Annotated in this window: 18 protein-coding genes and 1 pseudogene; 11 read left to right on the plus strand and 8 right to left on the minus strand. The window is 27.0% G+C overall.

What is annotated here, in order from left to right; all coding sequences use genetic code 11:
• Positions 1-79 precede the first annotated feature (79 nt).
• The gene (locus tag JG677_RS03710) at positions 80-400 is read right to left on the minus strand and encodes a dihydroneopterin aldolase (RefSeq protein ID WP_200170041.1); all 321 of its coding nucleotides are present in this window, start codon (positions 398-400) and stop codon (positions 80-82) included.
• Positions 385-996 (minus strand): glycerol-3-phosphate 1-O-acyltransferase PlsY, encoded by a 612-nt coding sequence (plsY, locus tag JG677_RS03715; RefSeq protein WP_200285228.1) that lies wholly within the window; start codon positions 994-996, stop codon positions 385-387. The genes JG677_RS03710 and plsY overlap by 16 nt, the downstream gene beginning before the upstream one ends.
• A 176-nt stretch (positions 997-1,172) precedes the next feature.
• Between plsY and JG677_RS03720 the strand changes: the two genes are divergently transcribed.
• The 4 genes and pseudogenes from JG677_RS03720 (at position 1,173) to hemJ (ending at position 4,535) form a co-directional block, all read left to right on the plus strand.
• Positions 1,173-2,207: a cytochrome-c peroxidase gene (locus JG677_RS03720; protein WP_200285230.1), complete on the plus strand. Its 1,035-nt coding sequence runs from the start codon at positions 1,173-1,175 to the stop codon at positions 2,205-2,207.
• A 90-nt stretch (positions 2,208-2,297) separates the two neighbouring features.
• Positions 2,298-3,635, plus strand: a complete 1,338-nt coding sequence (gene glmM, locus JG677_RS03725; RefSeq protein WP_200217359.1) for a phosphoglucosamine mutase — start codon at positions 2,298-2,300, stop codon at positions 3,633-3,635.
• Positions 3,628-4,099 (plus strand): annotated as a pseudogene (gene lspA, locus JG677_RS03730) (signal peptidase II). The gene glmM and the pseudogene lspA overlap by 8 nt, the downstream one beginning before the upstream one ends.
• Positions 4,083-4,535 carry a protoporphyrinogen oxidase HemJ gene (gene hemJ, locus JG677_RS03735; protein ID WP_200217361.1) on the plus strand — a complete coding sequence of 151 codons (453 nt, stop codon included), beginning with the start codon at positions 4,083-4,085 and terminating at the stop codon, positions 4,533-4,535. The pseudogene lspA and the gene hemJ overlap by 17 nt, the downstream one beginning before the upstream one ends.
• Positions 4,536-4,541: 6 nt before the next feature.
• Here the strand turns inward: hemJ and JG677_RS03740 are convergent, their stop codons facing one another.
• The 6 genes from JG677_RS03740 to ccoG all read right to left on the minus strand — a co-directional run bounded on the left by JG677_RS03740 (position 4,542) and on the right by ccoG (position 13,677).
• Positions 4,542-5,885: a coproporphyrinogen III oxidase family protein gene (locus tag JG677_RS03740; RefSeq protein WP_200285233.1), complete on the minus strand. Its 1,344-nt coding sequence runs from the start codon at positions 5,883-5,885 to the stop codon at positions 4,542-4,544.
• Between the two features lie 276 nt (positions 5,886-6,161).
• Positions 6,162-7,616 (minus strand): multidrug efflux transporter outer membrane subunit CmeC, encoded by a 1,455-nt coding sequence (gene cmeC, locus JG677_RS03745; RefSeq protein ID WP_200285235.1) that lies wholly within the window; start codon positions 7,614-7,616, stop codon positions 6,162-6,164.
• Complete coding sequence (locus JG677_RS03750) at positions 7,613-10,729, minus strand: efflux RND transporter permease subunit (RefSeq protein ID WP_200285237.1); 3,117 nt, start codon at positions 10,727-10,729, stop codon at positions 7,613-7,615. Before JG677_RS03750 ends, cmeC begins: the two co-directional genes overlap by 4 nt.
• Positions 10,729-11,829: an efflux RND transporter periplasmic adaptor subunit gene (locus tag JG677_RS03755; protein WP_234284631.1), complete on the minus strand. Its 1,101-nt coding sequence runs from the start codon at positions 11,827-11,829 to the stop codon at positions 10,729-10,731. Before JG677_RS03755 ends, JG677_RS03750 begins: the two co-directional genes overlap by 1 nt.
• Positions 11,830-11,848: 19 nt before the next feature.
• Complete coding sequence (locus tag JG677_RS03760) at positions 11,849-12,328, minus strand: efflux RND transporter periplasmic adaptor subunit (protein ID WP_200285249.1); 480 nt, start codon at positions 12,326-12,328, stop codon at positions 11,849-11,851.
• Positions 12,325-13,677 carry a cytochrome c oxidase accessory protein CcoG gene (gene ccoG / locus JG677_RS03765; RefSeq protein ID WP_200285239.1) on the minus strand — a complete coding sequence of 451 codons (1,353 nt, stop codon included), beginning with the start codon at positions 13,675-13,677 and terminating at the stop codon, positions 12,325-12,327. The genes JG677_RS03760 and ccoG overlap by 4 nt, the downstream gene beginning before the upstream one ends.
• A 161-nt stretch (positions 13,678-13,838) precedes the next feature.
• On the opposite strand from ccoG, the gene rpsU reads away from it, so the two are divergent.
• The 7 genes from rpsU to JG677_RS03800 form a co-directional block, all read left to right on the plus strand.
• Complete coding sequence (rpsU, locus tag JG677_RS03770) at positions 13,839-14,051, plus strand: 30S ribosomal protein S21 (RefSeq protein ID WP_200170031.1); 213 nt, start codon at positions 13,839-13,841, stop codon at positions 14,049-14,051.
• Between the two features lie 162 nt (positions 14,052-14,213).
• On the plus strand, positions 14,214-14,807 hold the full coding sequence (locus tag JG677_RS03775; protein ID WP_200170030.1) for a UPF0323 family lipoprotein: 594 nt from the start codon (positions 14,214-14,216) through the stop codon (positions 14,805-14,807).
• A gap of 8 nt (positions 14,808-14,815) precedes the next feature.
• A complete protein-coding gene (locus tag JG677_RS03780; protein ID WP_200170029.1) occupies positions 14,816-15,985 on the plus strand; it encodes a glutathionylspermidine synthase family protein in 1,170 nt (389 codons plus the stop codon).
• Position 15,986: 1 nt separating this feature from the next.
• On the plus strand, positions 15,987-16,919 hold the full coding sequence (locus JG677_RS03785) for a D-2-hydroxyacid dehydrogenase (RefSeq protein ID WP_200285241.1): 933 nt from the start codon (positions 15,987-15,989) through the stop codon (positions 16,917-16,919).
• Positions 16,909-17,400: a YajQ family cyclic di-GMP-binding protein gene (locus tag JG677_RS03790; RefSeq protein WP_200217366.1), complete on the plus strand. Its 492-nt coding sequence runs from the start codon at positions 16,909-16,911 to the stop codon at positions 17,398-17,400. The genes JG677_RS03785 and JG677_RS03790 overlap by 11 nt, the downstream gene beginning before the upstream one ends.
• Complete coding sequence (locus JG677_RS03795) at positions 17,400-17,873, plus strand: hypothetical protein (protein ID WP_200285244.1); 474 nt, start codon at positions 17,400-17,402, stop codon at positions 17,871-17,873. Before JG677_RS03790 ends, JG677_RS03795 begins: the two co-directional genes overlap by 1 nt.
• Before the next feature lie 16 nt (positions 17,874-17,889).
• Positions 17,890-19,294: AAA family ATPase (locus JG677_RS03800; protein WP_200285246.1), on the plus strand; the 1,405-nt coding region annotated here is incomplete at its 3' end.

The following is a 19,294-nucleotide window of genomic DNA, read 5'->3' on the forward strand; positions in this document are numbered from 1 at the left end:
TTATATTATCCTTCTCATAAGAAAAATTTAAAAAATTATAACATAGTTTAAGTAAATATTCAAATAACTTAAAAAAATATTAATATTTTTTTTTAAGAAGAACTCCAGCTTTTGTTTTTTTGATAATTTTTGGTTTAAAAACAGAAATTTTTAAGCTATATAAAGATGGAATTTTTTCTTTTAATTTTATACTTACAAATTTTAAAGATTCTTCTATAGTATAAAATTTATTTTTTTTGTAATATTTTTTTATTTTTTTTGTAAGTATAGAATAATCTAAAAACTCATAAGATTTTGCTTTTAATTTTATTATCACTTTTTGTTTTTTTTTGCGTTCAAAATCTAAAATACCAATAATACACTTAAATTCTGTTTTAATACTAATTATATAATCTTGCATTCTTGTTTAAAAAATAATCTTTTGATATTTGGCAAATGCTTATAAAATATAATGAAAGCAATAATAAAAACAGGTGCGTGAGTATGAATTTCTGGCATATCATAATGATAAATAAAAGAACTTCCTATAAAACTTAACAAAGCCAATAAAGAAGCTAAAGATGATATTTTAAAGATTTTTCCAATAATCAGCCATACTATTAAGGCAGTTAATGTTTCTAAAGGTAAGAGTATTATCATTGCACCAGCACTAGTAGCAACTCCTTTACCTCCTTCAAATAATAAATAAATAGAAAAACAGTGTCCAAATATTGTTAATATAGCAACACTCCAGAGTAAGCCTATATCATAATTTAAAACTTTTAATACTAAAAGCAATAGTGCAGATTTTGAAAAATCCAAAATAATAGTCATAATTGCTAGTTTTTTTGCTAATTTAGGATTATCTTTTTTTATAACTCTTAAAACATTTGTGGCACCTATACTTTTTGATCCTTGTTCTTTAATATTAACATTAGCAAATAACTTAGCAAGGATAAAGCCAAATGGAATTGACCCTAAAAGATAAGAAATTAAATAAATAATTAGATTTTCCATATAAACCTTAAATAAAAACAATAATTTTGTTTTAATTATAAATAAAAAAAATAAATAAATCAAATAAGATAAAAATACTATTAATTAATTATTTATTTTTTTTAGTAATTTTTATTATTAATTAAGTATTAAGAGATTAATATTGTATTTCTATTTAAAATATCAAGGAGTTTTTAATGAAAATTAAATTACCATTTATCATTTTCATTTGCGGTATTTTTTATTCTGCAAATTTGGGTGCTTTAAGTTTAGTTGAAGAAGCTAAACAATCAGGTCTAGCTTCTTTGCCAAAAAATCAAAAAGAAATTGATGATATTTTGAAACAAAATGGTGTTAAAGCAAGTGCGTTTAGTATAGAAAAATCAGAGCTTGGTAAAAAACTTTATTTTGATCCTAGGCTTTCTAAAAGTAGTATTATTTCCTGTAATACTTGCCATAATTTAGGTTTAGGTGGAACAGATGGTGTTTCTACAGCTATTGGACATAGATGGACTACTAATCCTCATCATTTAAATTCTCCGACTGTTTATAATTCTGTTTTAAATACAACTCAGTTTTGGGATGGTAGAGCTAAAACTTTAGCTGATCAAGCTAAGGGTCCTATCGAATCAGAAGCTGAAATGGCAACTCCTTCAAAACTTGCTGTAGAAAAAATTTCTTCTTTGCCTGAATATGTAGAAGAATTTAAAAAGATTTATGGAAAAAGTGGTGTAAATTTTGACAATATTGCTGATGCTATTGCAAATTTTGAAAGAACTTTAATTACTCCTTCTCGTTTTGATAAATTTTTAGATGGAGATGAAAAAGCTTTAAATGATAAAGAGAAAAAAGGTCTTAAACTTTTCCTTGATAAAGGTTGTGTTGCGTGTCATACAGGTGTAAATTTAGGTGGAAGTATGCAACCTTTCCAAGTTGCTGCTAAATATAAATTTGCAGATATTGGAGACTTTAAAGGCGATGCTAATGGTATGGTAAAAACTCCAACTTTAAGAAATGTAGCAGAGACTGCTCCTTATTTTCATAATGGTGCTATTTGGTCATTACAAGATGCCATAAAAGAAATGGGTAGCGTTCAACTTGGAATTAAAATTACAGATCAAGAAGCAAAAAGTATAGAAACTTTTTTACATTCTTTAACAGGTGAAAAACCAAAAATTATTTATCCTCAATTTCCAGCTTCTACTGGTAAAACTCCAAAACCACAACTTTAATTTTTTAAAACCCTTTTTTAAGGGTTTTTATTTAATATTCTTAATTTTCAATTTGTTATAATTGTTTCAAATTTTATTATAAGGTTTAAAATGGAACTTTTTGGAACAGATGGTGTTAGAGGAAAGGCGGGAGACTTTCTAGATTCTTTTTTGGCAATGCGTTTAGCAATGGCTGCTGGAATATACTTTAAAGATAAAAGTCTTACAAATAATATTTTAGTAGGAAAAGATACTAGAAGAAGTGGTTATATGATTGAGAATGCTATAGTTTCGGGACTTACCTCTATAGGCTATAATGTAATACAAATTGGACCTATGCCGACCCCTGCTATAGCTTTTTTAACTGAGGATATGCGTTGTGATGCTGGTATAATGATTTCAGCCTCTCATAATCCTTATTATGATAATGGTATTAAATTTTTTGATTCATTTGGCAATAAACTTAATGAAGAAGCAGAAAAAAAAATAGAAGAGATATATTTTAATAATGATTTAATTGAAAATGCAAGAGTTACCATGGGTGAAATTGGTCAAGCGAAAAGAATTGATGATGTAATTGGTCGTTATATTGTTTCTATTAAAAATTCTTTTCCTAAAAATTTAACTTTAAAATCATTACGTGTTATTTTAGATGTTGCTAATGGGGCTTCTTATAAAGTAGCTCCAACTGTGTTTAAAGAACTTGGTGCTGAAGTAATTGTAATTAATGATAAGCCAAATGGTTTAAATATAAATGAAAATTGTGGAGCATTGCATCCTATAAATTTAGCTGATGAAGTTAAAAGACTAAGGGCTGATGTAGGATTTGCTTTTGATGGGGATGCTGATCGTTTGGTTGTAGTTGATGAAAGAGGTGAGGTTGCTAATGGTGATAGTTTATTAGGTGTTTTAGCTTTATTTCTTAAAGAGCAAAATAAATTAAAATCAAGTGTAGTTGCAACTTCTATGAGTAATGGTGCATTGAAAGAGTTTTTAAATAAAAATGGTATAGATTTTCAAACTTGCAACGTTGGAGATAAATTTGTTCTTGAAAAATTAAAAGAATTAAAAGGAAATTTTGGCGGAGAGCAAAGTGGGCATATTATTTTTAGTGATTATGCAAAAACAGGAGATGGACTTATTGCAGCTTTGCAATTTAGTGCTTTGATGCTTACTAAAAAAAAGTCTGCTAGTGCAATTTTAGGGCAAATAAAACCTTATCCACAACTTCTAGTAAATTTAAAAATTTCAGAAAAAAAGAATTTAGAAAAAATAAAAGGTCTAAAAGAACTTATTGAAGAATTAAAAAATAAAAATATCAATGCTTTATTTAGATATTCAGGCACTGAAAATCTTATACGTTTGCTCTTGGAAGCTAAAGATGTTAAAAATTTAGAAAAAGAAATGAAAAATGTTGTTGCATTTTTTAAGAAAGCATTGAATGATTAATAAAATCAAATATCAAATTTTATTTTGGTTTAGTTTTATCATAGTTTTTATTTTTGATCAATGGTTTAAATCTTTAACCTTAAATGGTTTGCGTTATCAAAGTGAATATTTAGATCTTACTTTTGCTTTAAATACAGGCGTAGCTTTTTCTATGTTTAGTTTTTTAGAGCATTATCTTAAATATATTCATCTTTTTGTTATTGTTGTTTTATTAATTTATCTTTTTTATCAGAAAGTTTTTTTTAGAAAACATTTTATAGCTTTTGGAATTATACTAGGTGCAGGAAGTTCAAATTTGTTTGATCGCTTTGTTTATGGTGGTGTTGTCGATATGTTTTTTTGGCATAAATGGTTCGAATTTGCTATTTTTAATATTGCTGATGTAATGATTAATTTAGGGGTATTTTTAATTTTAATACAAGAAATTTTTATAAAAAAGGAAAAGAAATGATAGAATGGATTAATGAATATTATTCTTGGATAAAATGGATGCATTATTTAGCGTTTGTTTCTTGGATGGCTGGACTTTTTTATTTACCAAGACTTTTTGTTTATCACGCAGAAAACAAGGAAAATCAAGGTTTTGTTGAAGTTGTAAAAATTCAAGAGAAAAAACTTTATTTTGCCATTCAAACTCCTGCAATGATTGTGACTTTAATCACAGGAAGTTTAATGTTGCACGCTCATAAAGAAGTTTTAATGGTAGGATCTGGATATATGCACGTTAAACTTACTTGTGTTACCCTTTTAATTATTTTTCATATCCATAATTATTTTTGTTTAAAAGCTTTAGCGAATAATACTTCTAAGAAGAGTGGAAAATATTTTAGAGTTTATAATGAGTTTCCTACTATCATGTTTATCATTATTGCGTGGATGATAGTATTGCGTCCTTTTTAAGTTGTTTTATTGCTCTGTTTTAAATTCCATACTGGTGGAATTTAACGGATCAATATTTTCTTTCATTACATCAATAAAATTTTTGTTTTTTAGGCGTTTATCATCTCTAAAGACTGCACGTACAAGATCCATTCCTGTATAAAAATCTTTCATCAAGACAACAAAAAGATATTTGCCAAAATCAGTGCTATAAAAAGAATCATTTTCCTTATAAATTGCTTTACTTAATTTTAAACCCAAAAGTTCTATAAAAAGATCTTTTTCAAGGTTGCAATTTAAAGTTTTATTAAATTTATTTATTTCAATTTTTCCAGCAAAAATTTCTGTTAAAAAAACATATTTTATAATTTCTTTTTTATTGAAATAAGCTTTTGCTATATTGGCATTGCGTTGTTCTTTTATAAGTTTTGCATAATCATTCAAATTAAAAGCATTAATCAAAAGCTCACCTTCTAAAAAACTAAAAGCTCCACTACCAATGCCTAAATATTCATGATGAGAACTTACGTATTCATCATTTAAAGAATTTTTTTGCAAAGAAAAAGACCAGCTATTGTTTTGAACATAATTTTTTAAAGATTCTTGTATTATTTTATAAAATTCAAATTCATTGTCTTTAAAACTTATACCTAAACTTTTAGCAATATTATCTTTAGTAAGATTTGATTTCATTAAAGGATAAGTTGTAATTTGTTGAGGTGTTAAATTTTTTGCAATTTCTAGATCATTTAATAATTGTTCTTTAGTTTGCCCTGGAAAATTAAAAATTAAATCTATACTAAAAATAGGTAAAATTCCCAAAGCTTTAGATATTTTTTCTTGAAGTTCTTTTGAAGAGCCAAATTTGTTATATCTTGATATTTTTTTTAAAATATTATCGTCAAAACTTTGTATTCCACAACTTAAACGATCTATAAGACCTTTAAATAGAATTAATTTTTCAGGCTTTATATGATTTGGATCGCTCTCACAAGAGATTTCTTTAATAGAGAAAAGTTTTTTGCAAAGTTCTAAAGTTTTTAGAAGTTCTTCTTCGTTAATAAGCGTAGTTCCTCCACCAACATACAAAGAAGTAAAATCAAAACCTTGTTCTTTTATAATTTGAATTTCTTTACGCAAATTTTCAAAATAAGCTTTTGCCAAATTTTCATTATAATAATATTTATGAAAACTACAATAAGGGCAAAAAGTATGACAAAATGGTATATGCATATATAGCATATATTGCTTATGATTTTGCGGAAGTTTTTCTTTAGGTGTTTTTAAAAGCTCGATATTAAAACCTTGTCTTAAAGATTTTTCCATCATATTGTGAGAATATTTTAAAGCAAGATTTTGAAAAAAGTTCATGTTGTTCCTAAGATAAAATTTTAATAAAACTTTAACAGTTTTTATTTAACTAAGCGGTAAATTTTTTATTTTTTAACCAAAAAAAGATTTTAGCTAAAAAGATATAATGAGTAAAATAAAATCATTTAAAATTTAAATACTTTATTTAAATAAAGAGCTAATTTTAAATTTTATCTTTACTTTAATAAAATATTCCTAAAATAAGTTTTTATTTTTTAAGAATGTTAAATTAATTATAAGCTAATATAGATTTTATTTATTTTTAGAGAATAGAAACTATTCTCTAAAAGACATATCTAAATTTTTTGAATCTTGTTCTATATTTTTACTTATATTTTCATTTTGCTCAAATCCGCCTCCAAAAGCTTTAATAACCTCTACTATAGAATTAGCATAAGAATATTTAGTGTTATTAAAGGCAATTGTAGCATTAAGCCAATTTTGACGTGCTTCTAAATAATCTTGCAAAGACATTTCGCCTATATCATAACGTTCTTTGGCAATTTCATAAATTCTTTTATAAGATTGTTCGCTTGATTGTGCATTATCGTATTGTAAGCGTATATTTTTTCTAGCTACTAAGGCATAGCGAATTTCTCCAAAAGCAGTAATTAGAGTATTTTGATAATTTATAAAGGCTTCATCTTTATTAAGTTTGGCTAAATTTACATTCTGGTAAATTTCTCCCCAATGAAAAATAGGCATTGTAAAATTCCCGCCTATATTCCAAGTTTTGGAGCCTCCATTTACAAGTGTATCTAAATCTCTGCTTTCAAATCCTAATAATCCTGTTAAAGAAAGACTTGGTAAAAATGCTGTTCTAGCTACTCCAACAAGATAATTTTGTTGAATAAGTTTTTCTAAAGAAGAGCCAATATCAGGACGTTGAAGTAAAATAGTGCTTGAAATCCCAGTTGGTATATTAAATTCTTTAAGATTAAAAGTTTGATAAGTTTGATCTTTATAGAGTATATCATTTAAATCATTTGAAGTTAAAATTTTTAAAGCTTTTAAATAATTTTCTTTATTTAATTTTGCTTCATTATATTGTAAAGCTATGCTTTCTAAGTTGGCTTTTGCTTGAGAGAGTTCGTATTCTCCAACTGCACCTGCTTGAAATTTTTCATCATTAATTCTATAAATTTCTTTTGCAGAAGCGTATGCATCTTTAAGCGTATTTTCATTCTCGTATGCATTTGTAAAATTAAAATAAGCTTGGGCTGTACTTGAAATTATAGAAAGTCTTGCTGCCTCATAATCATATTCGCTTGCTTTAAAAGCTGATTTTGAAGCACGATATGTATCACGATATTTACCCCAAAGATCAAGCTCATAGCTTAAATTAAGTCCCATTTTAAAATCATTATTATAATTTACTTTTCCTGTTTGATTGCTAGGAGCATTTATAGAAGTTTTTCCACGACTTGCATCAGCACTTCCATCTAATTTTGGCAACAAGCTACTAAAATCTATGCCTAATTGAGCAGAAGCTTGCTCCATATGGATAAAAGCAAGCTTTAAATCGTTATTATTTTTAAGAGCTAAATCAATGAGTTTATTTAAATTCTCATCATCAAACTCTTTCCACCATTGACTTGAAATATTATTTTCTTTTGTAATATTTAATTGATTATTATCAATACTATAGTTTGCTTCTGGTATTTTTAAATTAGGGCTTAAAGAGCAAGCACTAAGAAAAAATAAGATAAAAAGATATAATAATTTTTTCATTTTATTTTACCTCTTTTTTTATCTAGCCATTCATTAAAACTTTCTAAAAGATAGAAAAATAATGGAACAAAAAATATTGCTAGCGTTGATGCTGCAATCATTCCTCCCACAAGTCCAGTTCCTAAGGCGTGTCTTGAAGCACTTCCTGCACCACTAGCAAAAATCATTGGTAAAACTCCAAAAGTAAATGCTAAAGAAGTCATAACAATAGGTCTAAATCTCAATTTAGCTGCATTAATGGCTGCTTCAAAAATGCTTTTTCCTTTTTTTAAGCGCTCTTCCATTGCAAATTCTATAATTAAAATAGCGTTTTTAGCAGAAAGTCCTATTAAAAGTAAAAGTCCTGTTTGAAAGTATATATCGTTGTCAAATCCTCTAAGTGCTACAAGTAAAAAGGAGCCAAAAACTGCAAAAGGAACAGCTGTGATAACAGCAAGTGGCATTAACCATCTTTCATATTGTGCTGCTAAGATTAAAAATACAAACACCATACCTAAAACAAAAGCATATGCTCCAGTTCCTTTAGAACTTACTTCTTGATAAGCCGATCCTGACCAAGCGATAGAATACTCATCTCCTAGACTTTGTTTTGCTACTTCAGCAATAGCATCAATAGCTTGTCCTGAGGTATATCCTGGAGCAGGATCTCCTTGAATTAAAGCTGCTGGGAAAAGATTAAATCTTTTTACATCATCAGGACCTGCAGTTCTTACAAGACTTAAAAATGAATTTAAAGGGATCATTTGATTATCACTTGATCTTACATAGATATTTTTTAATGCATCTTGGGTATTTCTAAAGTCTCCTAAAGCTCTAATATTTACTTGGAAATTTTTACCCAACATAGGAAAATCATTAACATAATATGTTCCTATAGTTGCACTGATTGTATTAAAAACATCTTGCATATTAAGATTATAATATTTCATTTTATCTCTATCAATAACGAGCTTATATTGTGGAAAACTCGTATCAAGGGTAGTTCTTACATTTGCAAGTTCTTTTCTTGTTCTTGCAAGTTCAAGCATTTTATTAACATCTTGTTGTATAGCATCATAATCTTTACCGCTCTTATTTTGAGCATACATTTCAAAGCCACCTGTTAAACTAAGACCTGGTATTGGTGGTGGATTTAAAAAATAACTTAATGCATTTCTATCTGCTGCATATTGTTTAAATAATTGTGCGATCAATTGATCAGAGCTTTCTTCTCTTTGACTCCAATCTTTAAGTTTGAAAAATACTGCTGCAGCATTTTCTTTTAAAGAACTTGTAAATAAATCAAATCCTACAAGAGAAACACTTGATTCAATGCTTTCTATTTGAGTAGCATTTTGATTGATTTTATCAACTTCTTCAATAGTTCTATGTATAGATGATCCAGAAGGAAGATTGATAATGCTCATAATAACCCCTTGATCTTCAGAAGGAACTAAAGAACTTGGAACAATTTTATAAAGATAGAAAATAGATCCTATCATAATGAAAAATATAAGCACAAAACGAATAGTTCTTTTTAGTATATAAGCGACACCACTGCTAAATACAGAAGTACTCCAGTCAAAAAAGTCATTAAATTTTTGAACAAAATAAAAAGGTTTGCCTTCATTTCTTGTTAAAAATAAAGCAGATAAAGAAGGGGTAAGTGTTAGAGCGACAAATCCTGAAATAGCAACAGAAATTGCTAAAGTAAGAGCAAATTGTCTTTGAATTTCTCCTACAAATCCTGAAATAAAAGAAACAGGTATAAAAACAGCACACAATACAAGAACGATAGAGATAACAGGCGAGCTTACTTCATTCATTGCTTGAATTGCTGCATCTTTAACTGAAATATCAGGATTTTCATGAAGAATTCTATCAATATTTTCAACAACTATAATAGCATCATCTACAACAATTCCAATGGCTAAAACAAGAGCAAAAAGTGTTAAAAGATTGATACTAAAGCCTAAAAGATAAAGTATGGCAAAAGTTCCTAGTAAAGAAACAGGAACTGCTATCATAGGAATGATAGTTGATCTAAAGTTTTTTAAGAAAAGATACATTACAACAAGAACTAATACTAAAGCTTCAACGAAAGTTTTAATAACTTCTTTGATAGAAGCTTTAACAAATATAGTTGTATCATAAGGAGTTCTATATTTTAAACCTTCTGGAAAATTTTTAGAAAGTTCTTGCATTCTTTCTTCAACAAGTTTTGCAGTATTTACAGCATTTGCTCCTGATTGCAAATTAATCATAATTGGAACAGCTGAGCTTGTATCTGAACGACCCGTAGAATTATATTGTTTTGCTCCTATTTCTACTTGTGCTACATCTTTAATTCTTAGAAAAGAATTATCTTCATTTACTCTTAAAATAATATTTTCAAATTCTTGTGGAGTTTGAAGTCTTCCTTGCATAGTGATAGTAAGAACTTGAGGTGATTTATTGACCACAGGTTCTTCTCCGATTTTTCCTGTAGCGTATTGTGCATTTTGATCGTTTATTGCACTTATAACATCATTTGCAGTGACACCAAATTTATTTAATAAATCAGGTTTTAACCAAATTCTCATTGAATAGTCTTTTTCGCCTATTGCAGAGACATTTCCAACACCTGGGACTCTTTTTAATTCATCTAAGATATTTAAAGAAACATAATTATAAATATCTATATCACTCATCGAGCCATCTTCTGAATATACAGAAAGTACCTCAAGTATTGTAGAAGAGGATTTTCTAACAGTGACTCCAAGTTTTTTTACAGCTTCTGGAAGTTTGGCTGTTGCTTCTGAAATTCTGTTATTTACATCAATTGTTGCTTGATCTGGATTGGTTCCTATATCAAAATAAACAGTTAATTTCATTTGTCCTGGAGAACTTGTAGAATCCATATAAATCATATTTTCCACACCATTAATTGCATCTTCAATAGGTGTTGCAACCGTTGATGCAATAGTTCTAGCATCTGCTCCTGTATAAGTAGCGCTTACTTGAACGGTTGGCGGAGTTAAAGAAGGGTATTGTTCTACTGGTAGATTTACTAAACCAATAGCTCCAGCGATTGAAATTATTATAGCGACTACAGAGGCAAATATAGGTCTTTCTATAAAAAATTTAGAAAACATTATTTGCTCCCAACTTCTTGAACATCAGAGCCTATACGAATTTTTTTGAAATTATCTAAAATAACCTTATCATTATCTTTAAGCCCTGAACTAATAATGGCATATTCATTATCTTGATAACTTATATGAACTGGAGTTTTGGTTACTTTGTTATTAACTATAGTATAAACATAAACTTCATTTTGGTTTTGCATTATCGCACTTTGAGGAATTTTATAGCCATTTTTTTGAATAAAACCTTCAGATGTGATATTTGCAAAAGTTCCTGGAAGTAAAGTGGAGTTATTGTTGTCAAAAATGGCTTTAGCTTTTACACTTCCACTTTTAGAATCAATTACAGAATCAATAAAATATAATTTTCCTTGTTTGATTTCTCCATTGACATTTAAGATAGCGTGAATATTATCAAGTTCCCATTTTCCAGTCTGTACATTGCGATTGAGATTTAATTTATCTGTATCAGAGATATAAAAATCAGCATAAATTGGATTAAGATTTGTAACACGAACAAGCTCTGTAGTGCTTGCACTAACAAAATCTCCTATATTAATCAATGCATCACCTATTACACCATCAAATGGAGCAACAATTTGAGTATAATTTAAATCAATTTTAGCACTAGCTAAATCTGCTCTTGCACTTGTAAGATTAGCCTTAGCACTATCAAAATTTGCTAAAGAAGTATCATACTCTTTTTGAGAAATGGCCTTTTTTTCAAATAAGATTTTATTTCTTTCATAGTCTTTAGAAGCACTATCAAAATTTGCTTTTGCTGTTAAAACTTTTCCATAAGCAGAATTTACATTTGCTTCAAATTTATCAGGCTCGATTAAAAAAAGTTTTTGACCCTTTTTTACAAGATCTCCAGCCTTAAAGTATTTTTCAACTATAATCCCACTTACTTGAGGTTTAATAATTACATCATAATCACTTACCAATTTTGTAGGATAGGTAAATTTTAAAGGCAAATCTTCACCTTTAACACTCATAGCGCTTACAGGTTGTGCTGGCATAGCCATTTTTGGAGTTTCTTTTTCGTTGCAAGCACTAATAAAAATTGCAATACTTAAAATTAGAAAAATATTCTTTTTTAAAATCATTATTCCTCCTTATTTAAATTTAACAATCTTTTAAATCAAAACTTTTATTATAACTTTTGATTATTAACTTTGAGTTAATAACCGCTTTAGTCTGTACATTGCGATTGAGATTTAATTTATCTGTATCAGAGATATAAAAATCAGCATAAATTGGATTAAGATTTGTAACACGAACAAGCTCTGTAGTGCTTGCACTAACAAAATCTCCTATATTAATCAATGCATCACCTATTACACCATCAAATGGAGCAACAATTTGAGTATAATTTAAATCAATTTTAGCACTAGCTAAATCTGCTCTTGCACTTGTAAGATTAGCCTTAGCACTATCAAAATTTGCTAAAGAAGTATCATACTCTTTTTGAGAAATGGCCTTTTTTTCAAATAAGATTTTATTTCTTTCATAGTCTTTAGAAGCACTATCAAAATTTGCTTTTGCTGTTAAAACTTTTCCATAAGCAGAATTTACATTTGCTTTATAGCCTTTGACATTGATTATTGATTTTTAGGATAAATAAAAATGCTTTTCCTATGAACAAAGATTTTATCATTATCAACAGCATAAGCTTTAATTGTAATAGGGACAATGATATCTTTTTGAGTATGGGAATTTAAATTTTTTTTAGCTTTTAATACTACAATTTTTTTTATTTTTTCTCCTGCTTCAAGTTTAAAAGCTTTTTTAGGTCTTATAATTTCTATGTCAGTATTTAAACTACCATTTTCTTCTTCTAATGTAAAATAATATTTATGTGCTTGATTATCAGTATTTTGAAATAAAAATGTATAAGCATTAGTTATTTCTAATTTTCCATTTTTATTATCAATGCTATAAAGTTCGCTATTGCGATTAATATTTAAAAGCATCTTTTCTTTTTTGCTACCTGTGATAATTAATAAAACTAAAATAATTAAAAGAACTATTAAATAACCAATAGTTTTAAATCTTAAAAATTTAACCTTACTTTTAGTTTTCATAGCTTCTATACTTGTCCATTCTATAAGACTTAGACGATTAAATTTGTTTTGAATTTTAGAGCAAGCATCAGCACATTCAAGGCAATTAATGCATTCAAGTTGCATTCCTTTACGTATATCAATATGCGTAGGGCAAATATCAACACAAGCTTCACATCCTATACAATCTCCTTGTGGAGGTTTTTTATAAAGTTTAATTTTATCCTTATAGATTATTCCTCCTCTTTTCTCATCATAAATTACTTGCATTGTATTATGATCAAACATAACAGACTGAATTCTTGCATAAGGACAAACATAAATACAAAATTTCTCAGCCCACCAAGTTATATCAAAAGTTAAAAATAAAGAAACAAAAAATAAAATTCCAACTAAAAGTAAGTGTTCTTGAGGATTTTTTAAATAATTAAAAAATATTTCAGGAGGCACAAAATACCATAAAAAATTACTTACTGCTATTAAAGAAATCATATAAAAAATTAAAATTCCAAAAATTTTTTTAATAAAATTTTTAGGATATTCTTTTTGTTTGTTGTTTATATTTTTGCGGATTTTAAGGAGTTTTGTTTGAATTAAATCTCTATAAATAACACGAAATAATGTTTGAGGACAACTCCAAGCACACCAAATTCTACCTGCTAAAGTTGTTATAAAAAATATTCCTATAAAAAGAAACATTAATATAAAAGGCATAAGATAAAGTTCTTGAGTATCAAAAGATATGAAAAATAAATTAAGTTTCTCATTTATAAAATCAAGAAGAAAAAAATGATTATTATTGATTTTAATAAAAGGTAAAATAAAAATAATTAAAGTAATAATGAAATATGTTATATAACGTTTTTTTGTATAATGTGTGATATATTGCATATAAATTCCTAAAAATTATGTAAATTTTTGATGGATTTTTGATTTTAATTTTAATTGAAAGATTATAACTTCTAAAAAATAATTTAAGCTTAAAGTTTTATTTAGTAATTTTTACATAAAATTACAAGCCAAAAATATTTTTATGAAAGGTGGTGAGGGTAGTGCCAGGAATCAAGGTGCATCCTAATGAGTCTTTTGATGAAGCATATCGCAAGTTTAAAAAGCAAGTGGATAGAAATCTTATTGTAACTGAAGTAAGAGCAAGAAGATTTTTTGAACCTATGACTGAAATTCGTAAAAAACAGAAAATTTCAGCACGCAAAAAAATGCTTAAAAAACTTTATATGTTAAGACGCTACGAATCAAGACTTTAAAATCAAAGGCCTTTTTGGCTTTTGATTAACTTTATAATAAATTTAACACTATAAAATACTCTAAACTTATTAACGATTTTTATAACTATCTATTAAATTTGAAATTTATCATAAAAATTTTGTTAAAATTTTAAAAATTTTTAAACAATTTAAGGATTTTATATGAAACATATTAAAAAGATAATCGAAATTAGCGTAATAGGGGGATTGAGTGTAATTTCTCTAGGAGCTTTAAGTGGTTGTAATTCAAATCAAAATGATTCTTTAGCTCAGACACAAGCACAAGAAGGTGCTTTTGTAATCATAGAAGAAATAGCACCAAATCAATATAAAATTAAAGATCAATATCCTAGCAATGAAACAAGAGTTATTTTAAAAGAATTAAATGGAACTGAAAGAATTTTAAGCAAAGAAGAAATGGATGCTTTAATCAAAGAAGAAGCCGCTAAAATTGATAATGGAACATCAAATTTAACTAAAGATAATGCTCAAATAAGTAGTGGGGGATTATCTTTGGGCGAAACTTTACTTGCTAGCGCAGCTGGAGCTATACTTGGAAGCTGGATAGGATCAAAACTTTTTAACAATTCTAATTTTGCTAATCAGCAAAGAGGAGCTTTTACTAATCAAAGTGCGTATCAAAGGAGTGTAAATAGCTTTAATCAAGCAAATTCAGCTAAAGCTGGAAATTCTGGTAAATCTGGTTTTTTTGGAAGTAATTCTAAAGCAAATTCTCAAACAAGTTTTGGATCTTAAGGGTAAAAATGAAATTATTAAAAGTAGAAAAACTAAAAAAAGATTATTTAGAAAGTATGGGTTTTTCTTGGCATACTGATTCTGATGGAAGCGATTATATAAGTGATGAGTTAGTATGTATAACACCAAATGAAGCTAATGCATATTATGAAGCTGCAAATGAGCTTTATGATATGTTTATAGCAGCAGCTCAAAATGTTATAGATAATGATCGTTTTGATGAATTAGCCATTCCTTTTAATCTTAGGGATATCATTAAAATTAGTTGGGAAAATGAAGTTCATTGGCATTTATATGGCAGATTTGATTTTGCTGGTGGTATTGATGGAAAGCCTATAAAATTATTAGAATTTAATGCTGATACTCCTACTATGCTTTTTGAAAGTGCTATTTTGCAATGGGCTTTACTTAAGCAAAATAATATGGATGAAAGATCTCAGTTTAATAATATCTATGAAGCTTTAATGGATAATTTTAAAAGACTTATTACTTTAAATGATGATCCTAACTCTTTTGAAGAATATTATCAGGGTTGGAAAATTCTTTTTTCTAGTATTGCTAGCAATCAAGAAGAAGTTATTACAACAAAATTACTTGAACATATTGCAAAAGAAGCAGGATTTCATACACATTTTGCCTATGTTGATGAGGTTGAATTTAACGAAAATGAAGGAATTTTTAAAGACGGGCAAAATTATGAGTATTGGTTTAAGCTTATTCCTTGGGAAGATATAGCTATAGAAGAAGGAGAACTTGCTGCACTTTTAACACAAATTATGAAAAATCAAAAAGCTATTATTTTAAATCCTGCTTATACTTTACTTTTTCAAAGTAAAGGCATTATGAAAATTTTATGGGAGCTTTATCCAAATCATCCTTTACTTTTAGAGACAAGTGATAAGCCTTTAAATAACAAATCTTATGTTAAAAAACCTATTTTTGGTAGAGAAGGTGCAAATATCAGTATAGTAAAAGATGGTAAAGTAATTTGTGAAAATCAAGGTCCTTATCAAAATAATTTTATTTATCAAGAATATGTAAAATTAAATGAACATAATGAAAAATATTATCAAGCAGGAGTATTTTTTGCTTATGAGGGTTGTGGCTTAGGCTTTAGAAAAGGTTCTATGATATTAGATAATAGCTCTAAATTTGTAGGACATATTATCGAGGAATAAAATGAAAATTGTATGTTTAGATGCTAAAACTTTAGGCAATTATGATTTGTCTATTTTTAATGATTTTGGTGAGTTTAAATCTTATGAAACCACTAAAAAAGATGAGGTAATTGAAAGATTAAAAGAAGCAGATGTTGCAATGATCAATAAAATTATCATTGATAAAGAAGTAATTGATAATACAAATTTAAAACTTATTTTAGAAACAGCAACAGGAGTAAATAATATTGATATTGCTTATGCTAATTCTAAAGGTATTAAAGTTAAAAATGTTGAAGCTTATTCAACTAAAAGTGTAGTGCAACATACTTTTGCTTTGCTTTTTTCTTTTTTAAATCAAATTATTTATTATGATAAGTGGTGTAAAGAACAAAAATGGGTAAAAAGTCCTATATTTACAGATTTTAGTAAAATTTTACATTCTTTAGAGGGTAAAAAATATGGCATTATAGGACTTGGAACTATAGGAAAAGAAGTAGCTAAGATTGCAAATTCTTTTGGAGCTGATGTTTGCTATTATTCTACTTCAGGACTTAATCACAATAATGATTATATTTCTTTAAATTTAGATACATTATTAAGCACTTGTGATATTATTAGTATTCACGCTCCTTTAAATGATAAAACTTATAATTTAATTGATTATGAAAAAATGCAACTTTTAAAAGATGATGCTATTTTGATTAATGTTGGTAGAGGCGGGATTATCAATGAACAAGATTTAGCAAAGATTATAGATGAAAAAGGAATTCGTGTAGGGCTTGATGTATTGGAAAAAGAACCAATGATACAAGATCATCCGCTTTTAAAAATTAAAAATATACAAAATTTAATTCTTACTCCACATATTGCTTGGGCAAGCGAGGAGGCTATAAATAATCTAATGAAAAAAGTATATGAAAATCTTAAAGAATGGATCGAAAATGGCAAGTGAGCATAGTTTTGATATTACAGCTGCAATTGATAAGCAAGAACTTAAAAATGCTTTTGAACAAGCAAAAAAAGAGCTTGATACGCGTTATGATTTAAAAGGCATAAAAACAGAAATTGAATTTAGTGAAAAAGAAAATATTTTTAAATTAAGTTCCTCAAGTGAGGCAAAACTTGATGTTTTAAAAGATATCTTAATCTCTAAACTTATTAAAAGAAATATTAATTCTAACGCGATTAAAGAGCTTTCAAAAGAAAATGGGGCAATGTATCGTTTAAATTTAAAAGTAAATGATAGTATAGATAGTGAAAGTGCTAAAAAAATCAATAAAGCTATAAAAGATAGCAAACTTAAAGTAAATTCTAGCATACGAGGTGATGAAATTCGCGTAGTTTCAAAACAAATTGATGATTTGCAAAGCGTGATGCGTTTAGTGAAAAATCTTAATTTAGAGCTTAATTTAACTTTTAAGAATTTAAAATAATGAATAAAATATATTTTCTTATCATTTTATTTTTTTTAAATGCTTGTTCTATAAAAACTTATGAGGCGAATACTAAAAGCGTAATGATTAATTTTAATTCTCCTCTTGTGCGTATTCAAGATGCAGGTTTTTTAGAACAAAATGGCAAAATGACTTATTTAGAAGTTTATAAATTGGGTCAGGCTTTTTTTAGAATTAAAATAGAAGATAAAATTTGTTTAAATGAAATTTGTTATGATAAAAAGCTTTTTAATAAAAAATTTTTTAAAAATTCTTTTTATGATGATTTTTTAGAGGATATTTTAAAAAATAAACCTTTGTTTAATGCTAAAAATTTACAAAAACAAGATTGTGGTTTTAAGCAATCGATCAAAGGATTAGATTATGATATCATTTATGAGGTTTGTAATAATCAAACATTTTTTTTGGATAAATTAAATAAAACAAAAATTACAATTCAAAAGCTTGATTAAATTCTTAAGGAAATTTATGTTAGATCTTAAAGAGTTTTTAAATACAAAAGATATAGAAAAAACAAAGCTTTATCAAAAGCTCAAATGCTCTAAAAATGAAGCTTTAATTTTAAAAGAACTTTGTAAAAATTATGTTATTTCTATATCAAGTATTAATGCTTTTTCTTTATTAAGTGGAATTTTTAAACAAGAAAAATATGCTTATTTAGATGCTTTAGAAGATTTAAAAAAACTTTTAGAAAGAGGATTTATCACCCAAAGTTTAAATTTTTTAAAAAGCTCTAGAGCGAGTAAGCTTTCTAATTCAAAATTAAATCTTTTGCAAAGTGATATTAGTTTAAGTGAGTATTTTTTAGATTTTTTAGAGGATAAGCCTAAATTAAAACTTGACAAAAAAGATCCTTATGAGAATTTTTTAGAATATTTAAAAGATGAGTTTTATAAAATCGAGCTTTATGAGAAACTAAGTTTTATTAAACTTAATTTTTATAATCTTGAGCTTAAAAATCAAATTAAAGAATTTGAAAAACATATTAAAGATCGTTTAAAACTAAGTAAATTTTATAACGTTTTAGCTGATATTTTTAAAGAAAATAAACTAAATCATAAAGAACAGATTTTATTTTTAGCACTTTTAAAAGAAGAATATGCCTTAACAAATGAAAATTCTAGTTCGAGAGAATTTAATTTTTTACTTTCTTTGATTAGTGAAAATGATTTAGACAAAAGAACTAATAAAAAGTTTTTAGAAGAGGGTTCAAGACTTATTGATCTTGATTTAATCGAATATGATGAGTATCTACAAGATTTTGGAGAGCTCGCAAAGAGTTTTTTTATCAGTGATAAAATTTTGCAAAGAATTGTAAATTTTGAACCAAAACAAAATAAAAAAATTAAATTAGAAAGTGTCTTAAAAGAGCAAGATATTTTTGAACTTATAGAGCCAAATACTGATATAAACGATATTATAATGCCTAAGCAAACTAAAGAGCTTTTAGATACCATTTTAAAACAACAAGATAAGAAGGTTTTAGAAAGACTCACTAAATGGGGTATTAAGACAAGCAAGAATATCGAAGCAAAAATCATTTTTTATGGTCCAGCTGGAACGGGTAAAACTATGTCAGCTCTTTCTTTAGCTAAATCAATGAAAAAATCGGTTCTTAGTTTTGATTGTTCTAAGATTTTAAGTAAATGGGTTGGAGAAAGCGAGCAAAATGTAAGAAAAATTTTTGATACTTATAAAAATATCACTCAAACTTGTAATCAAAATCCTATACTTTTACTTAATGAGGCTGATCAGTTTTTAAGCACAAGGATAGAAAGCAGTAGCGGAAGTGATAAAATGCATAATCAAATGCAAAATATTTTTTTAGAGCAAATAGAGAAATTTAATGGGGTAATCATTGCAACAACAAATT

It is taken from the genome of Campylobacter sp. TTU-622, from assembly GCF_016598965.1.
In the GTDB taxonomy this organism is placed as follows: domain Bacteria; phylum Campylobacterota; class Campylobacteria; order Campylobacterales; family Campylobacteraceae; genus Campylobacter_D.

Excerpts from the sequence above, each read along its gene's own strand:
- JG677_RS03710 (WP_200170041.1), bottom strand. The coding sequence starts at position 400 with ATGCAAGATTATATAATTAGTATTAAAACAGAATTTAAGTGTATTATT.
- plsY (WP_200285228.1), bottom strand. The coding sequence starts at position 996 with ATGGAAAATCTAATTATTTATTTAATTTCTTATCTTTTAGGGTCAATT.
- JG677_RS03720 (WP_200285230.1), top strand. The coding sequence starts at position 1,173 with ATGAAAATTAAATTACCATTTATCATTTTCATTTGCGGTATTTTTTAT.
- glmM (WP_200217359.1), top strand. The coding sequence starts at position 2,298 with ATGGAACTTTTTGGAACAGATGGTGTTAGAGGAAAGGCGGGAGACTTT.
- hemJ (WP_200217361.1), top strand. The coding sequence starts at position 4,083 with ATGATAGAATGGATTAATGAATATTATTCTTGGATAAAATGGATGCAT.
- JG677_RS03740 (WP_200285233.1), bottom strand. The coding sequence starts at position 5,885 with ATGAACTTTTTTCAAAATCTTGCTTTAAAATATTCTCACAATATGATG.
- cmeC (WP_200285235.1), bottom strand. The coding sequence starts at position 7,616 with ATGAAAAAATTATTATATCTTTTTATCTTATTTTTTCTTAGTGCTTGC.
- JG677_RS03750 (WP_200285237.1), bottom strand. The coding sequence starts at position 10,729 with ATGTTTTCTAAATTTTTTATAGAAAGACCTATATTTGCCTCTGTAGTC.
- JG677_RS03755 (WP_234284631.1), bottom strand. The coding sequence starts at position 11,829 with ATGATTTTAAAAAAGAATATTTTTCTAATTTTAAGTATTGCAATTTTT.
- ccoG (WP_200285239.1), bottom strand. The coding sequence starts at position 13,677 with ATGCAATATATCACACATTATACAAAAAAACGTTATATAACATATTTC.
- JG677_RS03775 (WP_200170030.1), top strand. The coding sequence starts at position 14,214 with ATGAAACATATTAAAAAGATAATCGAAATTAGCGTAATAGGGGGATTG.
- JG677_RS03780 (WP_200170029.1), top strand. The coding sequence starts at position 14,816 with ATGAAATTATTAAAAGTAGAAAAACTAAAAAAAGATTATTTAGAAAGT.
- JG677_RS03785 (WP_200285241.1), top strand. The coding sequence starts at position 15,987 with ATGAAAATTGTATGTTTAGATGCTAAAACTTTAGGCAATTATGATTTG.
- JG677_RS03790 (WP_200217366.1), top strand. The coding sequence starts at position 16,909 with ATGGCAAGTGAGCATAGTTTTGATATTACAGCTGCAATTGATAAGCAA.
- JG677_RS03795 (WP_200285244.1), top strand. The coding sequence starts at position 17,400 with ATGAATAAAATATATTTTCTTATCATTTTATTTTTTTTAAATGCTTGT.